Below are 14522 nucleotides of genomic sequence, written 5' to 3'. Positions count from 1 at the left end.
GGTCAGTCGCCCTGGTAGCGCTGCTCGCGCCACGGGTCGCCGTAGTCGTGGTAGCCGGCCTGCTCCCAGAAGCCGGGGGCGTCCTCGAGGCGCAGGTCGAGCCCGTGGACCCACTTCGCCGACTTCCAGAAGTAGAGGTGCGGCACGAGCAGCCGGGCCGGCCCGCCGTGCTCGGGGTGCAGCGGCTCGCCCTCGAACTCGTAGGCGATCCACGCCTTGCCGTCGAGCAGGTCCTCGAGCGGCAGGTTGGTGGTGTAGCCGCCGTAGGAGCGCACCATCACGAAGTCGGCCGCCGTCTCGACCGGCTCGAGCACGGCGTCGAGGGACACGCCGCGCCAGTCGGTGCCGAGCTTGGACCAGCGGGTGACGCAGTGGATGTCGACGTGGACGTCCTCCTGCGGCAGCGCCATGAGCCCTGCCCAGTCGATCGCCGTCTCGCGCCCGACCTCGTCGCGGACGACGAACGACCAGTCGTCGGTCGAGATGCGGGGCGTCGGACCGGCGCTGAGCACCGGGAAGCCCTCCTCGAGGTACTGCCCGGGCGGCAGGTCGGGCTGGCGGCGGCGGCCGGTGAAGCCGGGCGAGAAGGAACCCATGCGGGAGACTGTCTCCCATGACCCGAGTGCTCGTCTACTCCCGCACCACCGGCTACCGGCACGACTCGATCCCGGCCGGCGTGCGGGCGCTCGAGCAGGCCGACGGCCTGCAGGTCGTCGCGAGCGAGGAGCCGTCGGCGCTGCACTCGCTCGACGCGTACGACGTCGTGCTCTTCCTCTCTGCCACCGGCGACGTGCTCGACGACGCCGGTCGCGCCGAGCTCCGGCGCTTCGTCGAGGCGGGCGGTGGCTTCGTCGGCGTGCACGGCGCCTCGGCCGCCGAGACGTCGTGGGACTTCTACGCCGAGCTCGTCGGCGCGCGCTTCCTCAGCCACCCGCAGGGCTGCCAGGACGCCGAGGTGCGCGTGGCGGACGCGTCGCACCCGTCGACGGCCGGGCTGCCGGACCCCTGGCGCTTCAACGACGAGTGGTACGCGGTGAGCTCCCTCCGCGACGACCTGCAGCTGCTGCTCACGGTCGACGAGAGCACGTACGAGCCGGGCGAGTTCACGATGCCCGGCCGGCACCCGCAGGCCTGGTGCCGCCCGGTCGGCGCCGGCCGCTCCTGGTACACCGCGCTGGGCCACCACGCTGAGGTCTGGTCGGACCCGACGTTCCTCGGGCACGTGCTCGGCGGGATCGCCTGGGCAGCAGGGCGCTGACGCGGGACGCTGGTCCGCATGACCACCGACTCGACGCGCAAGGCCGCTGCGCTGCTGGCCCTCCACTCCGGCGCGGGGTTCGTGCTCCCGAACGCCTGGGACGCCGGGTCCGCGCGCATCCTCGAGCAGGTCGGCTTCCCTGCCGTCGCGACGACCAGCGCGGGCATCGCGTGGTCCCGCGGGGTGCCCGACGGGGGAGCGCTCGGCAGGGACGACGTGCTGGAGGAGGTCGGCCGCATCGTCGCTGCAGTACGCGTGCCGGTGACCGCCGACCTCGAAGCGGGGTACGCCGACTCCCCGGCCGGGGTCGGGAGGACCGTCGCGCGCGCCGTGGAGCTCGGTGCCGTCGGTGCCAACCTGGAGGACGTCGTGGAGGGCCGGCTGCTCGACGTGGACGACGGCGCGGACCGCGTCGCCGCAGCACGGGCGGCGGCGCCCCGAGCCTCGTTCGTGCTGAACGCCCGCACCGACACCTACTTCGTCGGCGCTCGCCACGACCCCTTCGACGACACGGTCGAGCGGGCGCGGCGCTACCTCGCCGCCGGGGCGGACTGCGTCTTCGTGCCGGGCGTCGCCGACGCCGACACGATCCGGCGCCTGGTGGACGCCATCCCTGGTCCGCTCAACGTCGTCGCCGGGCTGGCCGGCACGATCGACGCAGCTACGCTGCTCTCGCTCGGGGTACGCAGGGTCAGCCTGGGCGGCGGCCTGGCGCGGGCCGCGTACTCAGGGCTCGAGCGCGCGGGCCGCGAGCTGCTCGCCACGGGGACGCTGGGCTTCCTCGACGGGGCGCTGGGCTACGCGCAGATGCAGCGCCGCTTCGGCGGCTGAGCCGCCGCTCCCCAGCCGGAAACCTTCCGGAAAGCACTGGTCCCAGCCGCTCCGCGGCTGGCACACTCGCCGGGTGCCGCTGCTGGAGGCCGAGGGTCTGACCAAGGTGTTCCGCCGCCCCGACAAGGACCCGGGACTGCGGGGGTCGCTGCGCCACCTCGTGCGGCGTCGCTACACCGAGCAGGTGGCCGTGGCCGGCGTCGATCTCGCGGTGGAGGCCGGAGAGGCGGTGGCATACGTCGGCCCCAACGGCGCCGGCAAGTCGACGACGGTCAAGATGCTGAGCGGCATCCTGGTGCCGACTGCGGGCTCAGTGCGGGTGGCCGGGCTCGTGCCGCACGAGAACCGGGTCGAGAACGCGCGGCGCATCGGCGTGGTCTTCGGCCAACGCACCCAGCTGTGGTGGGACCTGCCGGTGCAGGACTCCCTCGCGCTGCTGCGCGACATGCACGGGATCGGCCCGAAGCGCTACGCCCAGGTGCTCGAGCGCCTCGACGCCGTCCTGGAGCTGGGCGAGCTGCTCCCTACGACGGCCCGCAAGCTCTCGCTCGGCCAGCGCATGCGGGCCGACCTCGCCGCGGCGCTCGTCCACGAGCCCTCGATCGTCTACCTCGACGAGCCCACGATCGGGCTCGACCTCGCCGTCAAGGACCGCGTGCGCGCCTTCGTCAGGCAGATCGTCGCCGACGGCACGACGGTCATGCTCACGACGCACGACCTCGGCGACATCGAGGACATCTGCCGACGGCTGGTCATCCTCGACGGCGGCCGCATCGTCTACGACGGCGACCTGCAGGCGGTGAAGGACGCGTACGCCCGTGACCGGGTCATGCACCTGACCCTGGCCGAGCCGCCGGCGTCGGCGGGCGGGATCGCCGCCCGCCTCCCGCTCGCACGGGTGTCCGACGGTGCCACCGACCGGGAGCTGACCGTCACGTTCGACCGGCTGGCGGTCAGCGCGGTCGACGTGCTCGCCGCAGCCTCCGCAGAGGCGGAGGTCGTGGACGTACGCATCGACGAGCCCGCGATCGAGGACGTCGTGCGCAAGGTCTACGCCGGCGAGCTGCGCCCGGGGGCGGAGGGGGTCGCGTGATCCCCGGGGCGCTGCCCGCCCTGCGACGCGGGGCGCCGCTCGTCGCCTACCGGGCACTGGCCCGCGCGGCGCTGCGCTCCTTGCTGGCCTACCAGGTCACCTTCCTGTTCGGCGTGCTGGCGTCGGTGTTCTCAGCGCTGGCGATGCTCTACCTGTGGCACGCAGTGCTGGGTTCCAGCGCCACCTCGCAGGGGTTCGACTGGCCGCACATGAAGGCGTACCTGTTGGTGGCGTTCGCGGCAGGCTCGCTACCGTCGAGCTGGGTCGACTACCGCATGGCGTTCCGCATCCAGCGCGGCGAGGTCGCCCTCGACCTCGTCCGCCCGGTGGACTACCAGGCCGCACGCTTCGCGGAGGCTGTGGGCTTCGCGGTCTACGAGCTGGGGACCGCGCTCGTCGTCGTGGCGGTCGCGGCAGTGGCCTTCGGTGGCATCCCCGGCCCGCCGCTCGGCACCCTGCCGCTGCTGGTGCTGAGCGTCCTGCTCGTGCTGCCGCTGCGGTTCGGCATCGTCTACGCGAGCGCGATGGCGGTGTTCTGGACGCAGAACTACGTCGGCGTCCAGGCGGGACGCGTCGCGCTCGTGTCGCTGTTCTCCGGTGCGCTCGTGCCGCTGGCGTTCCTGCCGCACTGGCTGCACGTGCTGGCCGCGGCGCTGCCCTTCGCCGGCATGGCGTCCACGCCGGCGCTGCTCTTCGCCGGCGAGCTGGACGGCCGTGCGGCAGTCGTCGCCGTCGCGGTGCAGGCGGCCTGGACAGTCGCGCTGTGGCTCGGGACGCGCGCGCTGTGGAGCGCTGCGAGCCGCCAGCTCACGGTGCACGGGGGCTGACCAGGTGGCGACGGACGCGTGGGAGGTCCTGCCCCCGCTGGCGGCGACGCCGACCGCGCGCCTGCGCCGGGCGGTCTGGCTCTACCGGCGCTGCCTCGGCGCGCACCTGCGCTCGACCCTCGAGTACGAGCGGGACTTCTGGGTGCTCACCGTCGCCGCCCTCCTGACGCAGGGCGTCGGAGTGGTGCTGCTGTCGGCGGTCTTCCGGGCGATCCCGCAGTTCAACGGCTGGCGGTTCTGGGACCTCGCCCTCATCTACTCGCTGGTCGCCGTCGGCGAGGGCGTCGCGGTGCTGTTGGCACAGGGCGCGTGGAGCCTCGCGTGGACCGTCAACACCGGCGAGCTCGACGTGGCACTGGTGCGGCCGTACTCGCCGATGCTGCAGGTCCTGAGCTCGCAGGTCGGCATGAACGGCCTCGGCAACCTGGCCGTCGGGGGCGGGCTGCTCGTGGCCGCGCTCGTGCACGTCGACGTCGACTGGAGCCCCGGGCGGGTCGTGCTCGCGGCCGTCCTGCTGCTGAGCGCAGTCCTGGTGAAGGTCGGGCTGAACCTCGCGACGAACTGCGCGGGCTTCTGGCTCAGCTCACCGCCGATGCCGTAGATCGTGAGCGGGAAGCGGGCGAGCTCGCCGAGCGTGTGCATCGCGAAGGCGAACATCGAGAACGGGTGCGGATCGTGCTGACGGTGGCGCTGCCGTACGCGTTCATGAGCTTCCTGCCCGCGACCGCTCTGCTTCAGGACCGGCACCTCTGGCAGGTCGGCCTGCTCACCCCGCTGGTCGCGGCGTACTGCCTCGGCCTGGGCGCGTGGCTCTTCCGGCGGGGGCTCGTGCGCTACGAGAGCTCGGGCCACTAGGTCGTGCACCGGTCGCGCGCGGCGCACCGTCGTCCTAGCCTCGACGCATGCGAACGTCTGGCCGCCTGGGTGACGGATATGTCGAGGGCGAGCGCGTCTTCGCGCCGCCGCAGGGGTCGTTCGACGCTGACTGGGTCGCGTCGCTCGCCGCCGAGCAGCTCGCCCGTCCCGTCGCGCGCCCAGCAGTGCTCGCCGCGGTGGCCGACGCGTGGGCGGCGATCCGGCTCGGCGCCCTCGGGTCGAACGACCTGCTCGAGGGCGACCACGAGCCCGACGTCGCGGCCGCTGCCGTCAGCGCCGCGCGGGAGTTCATCACCGCGTACGACGTTCCCGTGCACCCTCCGGTGACACGATGACGCCGTGCCGGTCGAGCATCGAGAGCCGCTGAGGTTCAACCCGAGCAACGCGACCACGGGCGTCGTCGAGCGGGTGCGCAGCAGTGACGGCACCACCCGCGTCCACAAGCAGCTGCGCCGGCCGGGGACCGTCGACGCTCCTTCCCACTGGGCGTCCTCGACGGCGCGCCAGGACTGGAACTACTGGGCGCGCGAGGCGGAGGTCTACCGCGACCGCGACCTGCGCGCATCCCTGGGCGGCACCGGTCTGGGCCTCGCGGCGGCCGGGGTCGTCGACGAGCCAGGCGGTGCGAGCCTCTGGCTCGAGGACGTGACCGGTACGCCTGGGGCGGAGTTCACGCTCGACGACCACGTGGCGGTCGCGGCGGCCCTCGGGCGCTGGCAGGCCTCACCGCCGCAACTGCTCCCGGGCTGGGCGTCGTCGGGCTTCCTGCGCGCCTACTCCACCAGTCGGCCGGGCGACCTGACGCTGGTCGACAGCGACGAGGCGTGGGCGGCGCCCCTCGTCCGCGAGACGTGGCCGCCCGACCTGCGGCAGCGCTGGACCCGGCTCGAGAGGCACCGCGACGAGCTCCTGACGCGCATGGAGAAGCTGCCGCGCACCCTGTGCCACCTCGACGCCTGGGTGGCCAACTGCATCCGCCGGCCGGACGGCGAGGTCGTGCTGCTGGACTGGTCCTTCGCGGGTGACGGCGCGGTCGGCGAGGACCTCGGCAACTACCTCCCGGACGCGGTGTTCGACCTGTTCTGGCCGGCCGAGCGGCTCGCCGAGCTGGAGGCGGCGTGCTGGCCGGCCTACCTCTCCGGTCTCCGTGACGGGGGGTGGGACGGCGCCGAGCGCGACGCCCGCCTAGGGGTCGTCGCCTCCTGCGTCAAGTACGCGTGGCTCCTGCCGCTGATGCTCGCGAGGGCCGCCGACCAGGAGCACGCCGCCTACCACCGCCCGGCGGACGCGACGCACCTCTACCGCCAGCGCGGCGTGGCGCTGCGCCACCTGGCCGGCTGGTGCGAGGAGGCTCTCGACGCATGACGGGTCTGCGTGCCGGAGTCCTCGCCGGGGTGTTCGTCCTGGAGGTGGTCGCGATCGCGTGCGTGGCGCGCTGGGGCTGGCACGTCGGCTCCGGAGGCGTCGCTGGTGCCGCGGTCGCGACCGTCGCCGTCCTGGCGTGGGCCGGCTTGTGGGGGACGTTCCTGTCGCCGCGGGCGCGGCTGCCACTGCGACCGTCCGCGGCGACCCTCGCCCGTGGAGCGATGGTCGGCGCGGCCGGTGTCGGGGGGGCTCTCGCCGGGTGGTCGGTCGTCGCCGTAGTGCTGGTCGTGGGCTGGGTGGTCTGCACCGCGGTGGAGGCGGCCGTCTGACACGCGAGACGGGACTGTTGACCTGTGGCAACGAACCACTAGGGTCTCACTCGATCGAGTGACGACGCTGTCACCGGTGGCGCGGGCGCATCGCGGCCTGCGGCGTCGGGGAGGGCCGTAGCGAGGAGACGCCTTCGATGCACCGAACCCCCTTCCCACGCCGACGACCGGCTGCCCGGGCCCGGCTGGCAGCGTCCGCCGTCGCCGTCGCGGTCACCGCCGCGACCGTTGCCGCCGCGCCCGCCTCGGCGGCCGCGCAGGTGCCGCTGGTGGTCGACCCGGCGGCCTACGTGAACCCGATGATCGGTACGACCAACGCGGGCAACGTCTACCCCGGCGCCGTCGTGCCGTTCGGCCTGCTGTCGTGGAGCCCGCAGACCTCCTTCGGCAACCAGGTCTCGAACCCGGCGCCCGGCGGCTACGACTACACCGCCCCGCGCATCCGCGGCTTCGGGCTGACGCACCTGTCGGGCGTCGGCTGCTCCGGCGCCGAGGGCGAGCTCCCGGTGATGCCCTACGTCGGTGCCGTCGACAGCTCGCCCGCGTCGGACACGGGCGACGCGAAGTACGCCAGCACGTACGCGCACACGGACGAGACGGCGAGCGCCGGCTACTACGGCGTGCGCCTGGCGAGCGGCGCAGGCGTCGAGCTGACGAGCACCGCCCGCACGGGCAGCGGCCGCTTCGCGTTCCCGGGTGACAAGCCAGCGAGCATGCTGTTCCGCACCTCGATGGCCGAGAGCGGCAGCGCGGGCGCGACGGTCTCGATCGACCGGGCCACCGGCACGGTCAGCGGCTCAGTCGACAGCGGCAACTTCTGCGGGCCGCAGAGCGAGAACAACCGCAAGGACAACTACACCGTCTACTTCACGGCCCACTTCGACACGCCCTTCGCAGCCGTCGGCACGTGGAAGGACGGCACGCTGAGCCCCGGCTCGACCTCGGCCAGCGGGGGCACCGGCTACGACGCCGGCGGCAACCCCAACGCTGGCCGCGGCTCCGGTGGCTACGTCACCTTCGCGCCCGGGACCACGCACGTGGGTCTCAAGGTCGCCGTCTCCTACGTCAGCGTCGCCGGCGCGGAGAAGAACCTCGCGGCGGAGAACCCGGGGGCGCAGTCGTTCGACGCGACCCGCGCGGCAGCGCACGCGCAGTGGAAGGACGCGTTGGGGCGCGTCCAGATCGGAGGCGGCACCGACGACCAGCGCAGCGTCTTCTACACCGCGCTCTACCACGCGATGCTCGAGCCGACGCTCGCCAGCGACGTCGACGGGCGCTACCAGGGCGCGGACCGCGAGACGCACTCCCTCGAGCCGGGTCAGCACGCGGAGTACGCCACGTTCTCCGGCTGGGACCAGTACCGCGCGCAGATCCAGCTGCTCTCGCTGCTCGACCCCGGCATGGCGAGCGACTACGCCCAGTCGCTGTTCAACCTGGCGAAGCAGCGCGGTGGGAACTGGGACCGCTGGCTGCTGCAGAACGGCAAGACCAGCGTCATGTCAGGCGATCCCGCGGCCGCGGCGGTCGCGGCGGTGTACGCGTTCGGCGGGCGCAGCTTCGACGTCCGCGGTGCGTTCGACTCGCTCGTCAAGGCGGCCACGGTAGCGACGCCGGACGACCTGAGCGACGCCGGCTGCAACGTCGAGTGCGTCGGCCAGCGACCCTCGGTCGACCGCTACCAGCAGCTCGGCCACGTCCCCTCGGACGACTGCCACTGCTGGGGCGCTGCGTCCGAGACGCTGGAGGACGCGGCGGCCGACTACGGCCTCTCGCAGCTCGCCGGCGCGCTCGGCGAGACGGGCACCGCGGAGACGTTCCTCGCCCGGTCGCAGAGCTGGCGCAACGTGTTCGACCCGACGGCCACGACGGAGCAGCTCGCCATCCCGGGGACGCTGCGCCAGTCGGTCACCTCGGTCAAGGCCAGTGACGAGAACCCGCCCGACGAGGTCGGCGCGCGGCTCAACGACGGCGATGCCGGCAGCAAGTGGCTCACCCCCGCGATCGCCGGCTGGGTGCAGTACTCCTTCGCCAGCCCGGTCAAGGTCGTGTCCTACGCGCTCACGAGCGCCAACGACGCGCCCGGCCGCGACCCGCGCGACTGGACCCTGCAGGGGTCGAACGACGGCGGGAAGACCTGGACCACAGTGGACTCGCGCTCCGGCCAGACCTTCGCGGACCGCTTCCAGACCAAGCAGTTCTCGGTGACGACGCCCGGCGCGTACTCCGCCTACCGGCTCAACGTGACCGCCAACAGCGGTGAGCCCTACACCCAGCTCGCCGAGCTGCAGCTCACCGACGACCTCGCCGGCCCCGTGCCCAACCCGCTGTCGTGGGCACTGCCGGGCACGCTCACCTCGCACGTGCGCGAGATCTCGGCCAGCGAGGAGAACCCGCCCGGTGAGGTGGCGTCGAGCCTCAACGACCTCGACGTCAGCAGCAAGTGGCTGACGCACTTCCCCACCGGCCGGGTGCAGTACCGGCTGGACGGTCCGCGGACGGTCATCGCCTACGCGCTCACGAGCGCCAACGACGCCCCGACCCGCGACCCGCGCGACTGGGCGCTGCAGGGCTCGAACGACGGCACGACGTGGACCACGGTGGACTCGCAGAACGGGCAGGCCTTCTCGGACCGCGGGCAGACACGGCAGTTCTCGGTGGCACACCCTGGTTCGTTCACCTACTACCGCCTCGACGTCACCGCCAACAGCGGCGCGCCGCTCACCCAGCTCGCCGAGCTGCAGCTGAGCGACGACCTCAACGGCGCACTGCCCCCGGCGCCGCCGGTCTTCAGCGGCTACATGCGCGACCGCAGCTCGACCGGCGCCTGGTCGAGCGGGTTCACGCCCGCCACGGAGAACGGCTTCGTCGAGGGCACGAGCGCGCGCTACACCTGGATGGTCTACTCCGACGTCACCAGCCTCGCGCGGGCGATGGGCGGCAACGAGGTCGCGGTGAAGCGGCTGGACGACTTCTTCCACGCCACCAACGGCGACTTCGACCTCACCGGCCGCAACGCCACGAAGTACGACCCGACCAACGAGCCGGACATCCACGCGCCCTACATCTACAGCTACCTCGGGGCGCCGTGGAAGACGCAGGCGACGGTCCGCGCCGAGATCGACCGGCTCTGGACCAACACGACGGGCGGCATCCCGGGCAACGACGACGCCGGCACCATGTCGTCGTGGCTGGTGTTCTCGGCCCTCGGCATGTATCCCGGCGTCCCGACGCGCGCCGACCTCGTGCTGACCACGCCGCTGTTCCCGCGGGCCGTCGTGCACCGCGCCAACGGCGTCGACATCACGATCGACGCGCCCGACGCGTCGGCGGACAACGCCTACATCGCGGGAGTCAGCGTCGACGGCCAGACGTCGACCAAGCCGTGGGTGCCTGCGTCGTTCGTGGCGAAGGGCGGCACGATCTCCTACGCGCTGCGCTCGACCGCCGACACCTCGTGGGGTGCGGCGGCCGCGGACGCCCCGCCGCAGACGTCGTACGCGTCGGCCGTCGACGCCGTCGGCTACGACCTCGCGACGCGCGGGGACGTGGCGGCGAGCCTCGGCCGTGACGTGACCGGTCTCGCGTCGGCGCTCGCCGCCGAAGACGGCTCGGCCGCCTCGGCCGCGAGGATCCGGGCACTGCTCAGGACAGCGGAGGCGGAGGGCGCGTCGAAGCTCGACGCCGCGGGGCGCGACCGCCTGCGCGCGCTCCTGCAGTCCGGGCTCGGCCTGCCGACGGGCGTCTCGGCCCTGCGCCAGGCGACCGGTGAGCTCGCGCGCAGCGGCGACATCGCCTCGAGCAGCGCCCGCGACCTGCAGGCGCTGCTCACCACGGCGGAGTCGGCGCAGGCGGCGGGCGACGCGACCGGGCTGCGTACGGCGCTGCAGCAGTTCAGGAGCGCGGTCGCTGGCGCCAAGGTCTCGAAGGTGAGCGCCGCCGCGAAGGAGCGGCTCGCCGGGCTATTGGACCCATTGCTCGCGGGGTAGGCGGAGCCGTTGCTCGAGGGCGGGGCGCTGATGCCCCGCCCTCGTCCGCGCTGCTCGTGGGACGGAGCGGCCTGAACCCGCAGCGATTCCCGGCGGAACCGTCGGCTGGCCGGCCGCGTCATAGCCGCATGCGTCGTCGTCGGCGCCTCGCCGCGCCGCTGGTCCTGGTCGTCTGCCTAGCAGGCTGCGCCGGGGTGCCGCCGTGGCAGCCGCCCCGCAGTGAACTCGTGCCGCTGACGCCGGCCCCGCCTCCCGCACGTCGTGTCGACCCGGCACTCCTGCCGCATCACGGACCCCCGCCAGCTCGCAGCCGCGGGCGGGCCGCTCCTCGAGCTCGACCAGGCGCCGCTGAGGCTCGTCCTGGCTTGGTTGCCTGGCTACAACGAGTCGCGCCGCCTCGCCTGGCGGACCCTCGGCCCGGTCGTCGCTCGGCGGCTAGCAGTGGCGATCAACGCTGCACCGCCTCGATCTACGCCCACGGAACCTTCAGCTGCCCCGCCGACGACGGTGCTGAGCTCGAGCTGTGGTTCGAGGTCCGCGCGGGTTTCGGCCAGCTCGTCCTCTGGCCGCGTGGCGGGTGCAGCGACCTGCGGGCGAACGGGCGGGACGGCCGAGAGGTCCCTCGAGAGTTGGGGGCGGAGGTGTCGAGGGCGCTGCCCGGATTGGGCTGACGGTCGCAGCGCAAGGCGGGTCAGGCGGTGAGCAGCCGGTGCGCCAGCTCGAGCCGAGATTCCGCCTGCCCTGCGCGGAGGCGCCCGCTGGCCTGCAGCGTGGCCAGCCCGTGGAGCAGCGACCAGGCGACCTCGGCCCGCGTCCCGTCGGAGTCCGGGAAAGCGGTGTGGACCTCGGCGAAGGCGTCGTGCAGCGGCTGCGGGGTGTCGTCACCGGCGAAGTGCAGCTCGAGCGGCAGCGTGAACATCGATTCGTAGAGCCACGGCCGGGCGGCGGCGAAGTCGAGGTAGGCACGCATCCGCTCGAGCGGTGACGGGTCAGCGGCACGCAGAGTCGCCGCCAGGTCCTCGAACCCGCTCAGCGCCACGGCGTCGACCAGTGCCTGGCGGCCCGCGAAGGCCGAGTAGAGCACCGGCTGGGTGACGCCGAGCGAGGCCGCGAGCCGGCGCATGGTGACGGCGGGCCAGCCCTCGCGCTCGGCGACGTCGCGAGCGGCGGCGACGATCGCCTCTCGGCGGGAGCCGAGGTCGGGTGCGCGACGTGGGGACACGGACGAAGGCTAGCACTGTTAGGCAACATTCTCGGGAAATTCTTGGTGAGGCTTGCGGTTGATTATAGCGGCGTTATATAACGTCGCTAGACAGCAACTTCAGAGAAGGACACCTCTTATGCACGCCACTGCCCTCATCATCGCCGTCCTCGCCAGCGTCGCCATCGTCGTGCTCGGCGCCCGCTTCCTGGTCACGCCCGCCCGAGCCACGACTGACTTCGGCGTGGCGGCGGACGACCTCCGGGCGCTGACCGCGATCAAGGGCGTGCGCGACATCACCTCAGGGGTGGTCGTGCTCACCGTCTGGGCGGCTGCCGGCACGTCGGCGATGGGCTGGGCCCTCGTCGCGGCGGCGCTGACCCCCGTCGGCGACGGACTCATCGTGACGACGCGCAGCGGGCGGCTCGGGACGGCGCTCGGGGTGCACGGGCTGACGGCGCTCGTACTCGTCGCCGTGGGCCTGGTGCTGGCGGCGGGCTGAGCGTCCAGGTCACCGCCCGGGGAGGGGCTGGCGTCAGAGGTACTGGCCCGTGGGCCGGCCCTCGGGCTCGCCGCCGCCGAGCGGACCGCTGCCGCCACCGGGCAGCGCGCGCCGGGCCTGCGCCTCCATGGCGGCGCGGGCCTCCATCTGCTGCACGAACATCGCGGTCTGGATGCCGTGGAACAGCCCCTCGAGCCAGCCGACCAGCTGGGCCTGGGCGACCCGGAGCTCGGCGTCCGAGGGCACCTCGTCGTCGGTGAACGGCAGCGTGATGCGCTCGAGCTCCTCGATCAGCTCTGGAGCGAGGCCGTCCTCGAGCTCCTTGAGCGAGGTGGCGTGGACCTGGCGCAGACGTACGCGGCTGGCCTCGTCGAGGGGCGCACTGCGCACCTCCTCGAGCAGCTGCTTGACCATGCTGCCGATGCGCATGACCTTCGCCGGCTGCTCGACCAGCTCGGTGACCGGGCGGTCGGGGCGCTCCTCGGCAGCCTGCTCGGCAGGTGCCGGGACGGCCGAGCCGTCCTGCGACACGACCAGCAGTCGGGGGACGTCGGCGTCGGAGGTCGGCTCGCTCATGCCTCCCATCCTGCCCCGCGTCGGCGACCGAGGCGCACCGGGCCCGCGCTCTAGCGGACGAGCAGCACCTTGCCCGTGACCTCGCCGCTCTCGAGCCGGCGGTGGGCGTCGGCGGCGAACGGCAGGGCGTAGGTCGAGTCGAGCTGCACGCGCAGCCGCCCGTCGGCGACCATCGGCCAGACGTGCTCGCGCACCTCGGCGACGATCCGTGCCTTCTGCTCCAGCGGCCGCGAGCGCAGCGCGGTGACGTGGACGCTGGCCCGCTTGGTCATCAGGGCGCCGAGGTCGAGCTCGCCGCGCCGGCCGCCCTGCATGCCGATGACCACGAGCCGCCCGTCGCTCGCCAGCGCGGCGACGTTCGGGCCGAGGTAGGAGGCGCCCATGACGTCGAGGACGACGTCGGCGCCGGAGCCGTCGGTCGCCGACTGCACCTCGGCGGGCCAGTCGCCGTGGTAGTCGAGCGCGTACGCGGCGCCGAGCTCCCGGCACACCGCGCGCTTGGCCTCGGTGCCGGCCGTCGCGACGACCGTCGCGCCGAGCGCGACGCCGACCTGGACGGCCGTCGTGCCGATGCCGCCGGCGCCGCCGTGGACCAGCAGCGTCTCGCCGGCGCGCAGGCCGGCGACCATCGACAGGTTGGACCACACCGTGCACGCGACCTCGGGCAGCGCGGCCGCGGCCGCCAGCTCGACGCCGGAGGGCACCGGCAGCAGCTGGCCCGCAGGCACGGCGACGAGCTCGGCGTAGCCGCCGCCGGCCAGCAGCGCACACACTTCGTCGCCAACGGACCAGCCCGACACCCCGTCACCGAGCGCGCGGACCCGGCCGCTGCACTCGAGGCCGAGGTAGTCCGACGCCCCCGGCGGCGGCGGGTAGTGCCCCTGCCGCTGGAGCAGGTCGGCACGGTTGACCGCGCTGGCCGCCACCTCGACCAGGACCTCGCCCGGCCCGGCGACGGCGTCGGGCACCTCGCGCCAGTGGCAGGCCTCCGGCCCGCCCGGCTCCTCGACGACGACGGCGTGCACGGCTCAGCCGCGGCGTACGCGGTCGACGAGCGCCCACGTGGCGGGCAGCAGGCCCGCGGCGGCCAGCGCCTTGACCGCGTCGCCCGGGAGGAACTTCCAGATGCCGAGGTCGGCCGCCTGCGACCAGCTGACGCCCAGGTCCTGCTTCAGCCACGAGGCGCCGAACGCGTAGACCACGACGCTGCCGAGCGCGAACGCCGCCAGCACCTGCACGGGCTTGCGGGTGCTGAGCCGCTCGCTGAGCAGGCCCACGACCAGCGCGGCCGCGACAAAGCCGAGGACGTAGCCGAAGGTCGGGCCGCCCCAGCCGCTGGTGTGCTTGGCGAACCACGGGACGCCGGCGACGCCGGCGCCGGCGTAGAGCACCATCGCGGCGCTGGCGCGCGCCGCGCCGAGCGAGCTGCCGGCGAGCAGCACGGCGAAGGTCTGCAGCGTCAGGGGGACCGGCCACCACGGGATGGAGACCTGCGCGGACAGGCCGGTCAGCGCGGCCGCGACCGCGACGAGGGCGACGTCGACGGCGGCCCTGCGCGGGAGCAGGTCGGCCACGACCCGGGCGGGGCGGAGTGCGGGGTTCAGCGAGCTCATGGAGGTGCAGCCTGCCACCTCGGCAGGAGTAGCGTCGCTGCGACGGCTCGCTCCCCTGGAGGCGG

General features: G+C 73.6%; 16 protein-coding genes. 11 read left to right on the top strand and 5 right to left on the bottom strand.

What is annotated here, in order from left to right; genetic code table 11:
* Positions 1-2: 2 nt before the first annotated feature.
* Entirely contained in the window at positions 3-596 is a 594-nt protein-coding gene (locus CLV35_RS03370) for a sulfite oxidase-like oxidoreductase (protein WP_121191979.1), read from the bottom strand.
* A gap of 17 nt (positions 597-613) precedes the next feature.
* On the opposite strand from CLV35_RS03370, the gene CLV35_RS03365 reads away from it, so the two are divergent.
* The 10 genes from CLV35_RS03365 to CLV35_RS03325 all read left to right on the top strand — a co-directional run bounded on the left by CLV35_RS03365 (position 614) and on the right by CLV35_RS03325 (position 10565).
* Complete coding sequence (locus CLV35_RS03365) at positions 614-1258, top strand: ThuA domain-containing protein (RefSeq protein ID WP_121191978.1); 645 nt, start codon at positions 614-616, stop codon at positions 1256-1258.
* A gap of 18 nt (positions 1259-1276) precedes the next feature.
* Positions 1277-2089, top strand: coding sequence for an isocitrate lyase/PEP mutase family protein (locus tag CLV35_RS03360; RefSeq protein ID WP_121191977.1), 813 nt, complete (start codon positions 1277-1279; stop codon positions 2087-2089).
* Positions 2090-2162: 73 nt separating this feature from the next.
* Positions 2163-3182, top strand: a complete 1020-nt coding sequence (locus CLV35_RS03355; RefSeq protein WP_121191976.1) for an ABC transporter ATP-binding protein — start codon at positions 2163-2165, stop codon at positions 3180-3182.
* A complete protein-coding gene (locus CLV35_RS03350) occupies positions 3179-4009 on the top strand; it encodes an ABC transporter permease (RefSeq protein ID WP_231121435.1) in 831 nt (276 codons plus the stop codon). Before CLV35_RS03355 ends, CLV35_RS03350 begins: the two co-directional genes overlap by 4 nt.
* A 4-nt stretch (positions 4010-4013) precedes the next feature.
* The gene (locus CLV35_RS20745) at positions 4014-4610 is read left to right on the top strand and encodes an ABC-2 family transporter protein (RefSeq protein WP_269203878.1); all 597 of its coding nucleotides are present in this window, start codon (positions 4014-4016) and stop codon (positions 4608-4610) included.
* Between the two features lie 65 nt (positions 4611-4675).
* Entirely contained in the window at positions 4676-4864 is a 189-nt protein-coding gene (locus tag CLV35_RS20740) for an ABC-2 family transporter protein (RefSeq protein WP_269203877.1), read from the top strand.
* 47 nt (positions 4865-4911) lie between these two features.
* A complete protein-coding gene (locus CLV35_RS19640; RefSeq protein WP_147431858.1) occupies positions 4912-5220 on the top strand; it encodes a hypothetical protein in 309 nt (102 codons plus the stop codon).
* Between the two features lie 4 nt (positions 5221-5224).
* Entirely contained in the window at positions 5225-6250 is a 1026-nt protein-coding gene (locus tag CLV35_RS03335; protein WP_121191974.1) for a phosphotransferase family protein, read from the top strand.
* Positions 6247-6579, top strand: a complete 333-nt coding sequence (locus CLV35_RS03330; RefSeq protein WP_121191973.1) for a DUF2568 domain-containing protein — start codon at positions 6247-6249, stop codon at positions 6577-6579. Before CLV35_RS03335 ends, CLV35_RS03330 begins: the two co-directional genes overlap by 4 nt.
* A 137-nt stretch (positions 6580-6716) precedes the next feature.
* Entirely contained in the window at positions 6717-10565 is a 3849-nt protein-coding gene (locus tag CLV35_RS03325) for a GH92 family glycosyl hydrolase (RefSeq protein ID WP_121191972.1), read from the top strand.
* A 691-nt stretch (positions 10566-11256) separates the two neighbouring features.
* Here the strand turns inward: CLV35_RS03325 and CLV35_RS03320 are convergent.
* Positions 11257-11787, bottom strand: coding sequence for a TetR/AcrR family transcriptional regulator (locus tag CLV35_RS03320; protein ID WP_121191971.1), 531 nt, complete (start codon positions 11785-11787; stop codon positions 11257-11259).
* Positions 11788-11905: 118 nt separating this feature from the next.
* On the opposite strand from CLV35_RS03320, the gene CLV35_RS03315 reads away from it, so the two are divergent.
* A complete protein-coding gene (locus CLV35_RS03315) occupies positions 11906-12268 on the top strand; it encodes a DUF4267 domain-containing protein (protein WP_121191970.1) in 363 nt (120 codons plus the stop codon).
* Between the two features lie 33 nt (positions 12269-12301).
* Here the strand turns inward: CLV35_RS03315 and CLV35_RS20735 are convergent, their stop codons facing one another.
* From CLV35_RS20735 to CLV35_RS03300, 3 genes are read right to left on the bottom strand one after another with little or no spacing between them, the layout of a single operon-like run.
* Complete coding sequence (locus CLV35_RS20735; RefSeq protein ID WP_121191969.1) at positions 12302-12844, bottom strand: bacterial proteasome activator family protein; 543 nt, start codon at positions 12842-12844, stop codon at positions 12302-12304.
* 50 nt (positions 12845-12894) lie between these two features.
* Positions 12895-13869, bottom strand: a complete 975-nt coding sequence (locus tag CLV35_RS03305) for an NAD(P)H-quinone oxidoreductase (RefSeq protein ID WP_121191968.1) — start codon at positions 13867-13869, stop codon at positions 12895-12897.
* 3 nt (positions 13870-13872) lie between these two features.
* Positions 13873-14457 (bottom strand): biotin transporter BioY, encoded by a 585-nt coding sequence (locus tag CLV35_RS03300; RefSeq protein WP_121191967.1) that lies wholly within the window; start codon positions 14455-14457, stop codon positions 13873-13875.
* Between the last annotated feature and the right edge of the window lie 65 nt (positions 14458-14522).

The organism is Motilibacter peucedani (assembly GCF_003634695.1).
Classification (GTDB): domain Bacteria; phylum Actinomycetota; class Actinomycetes; order Motilibacterales; family Motilibacteraceae; genus Motilibacter; species Motilibacter peucedani.
The sequence above is the reverse complement of the archived record's forward strand: the minus strand, read 5'-3'. Positions and strand labels throughout refer to the sequence as shown.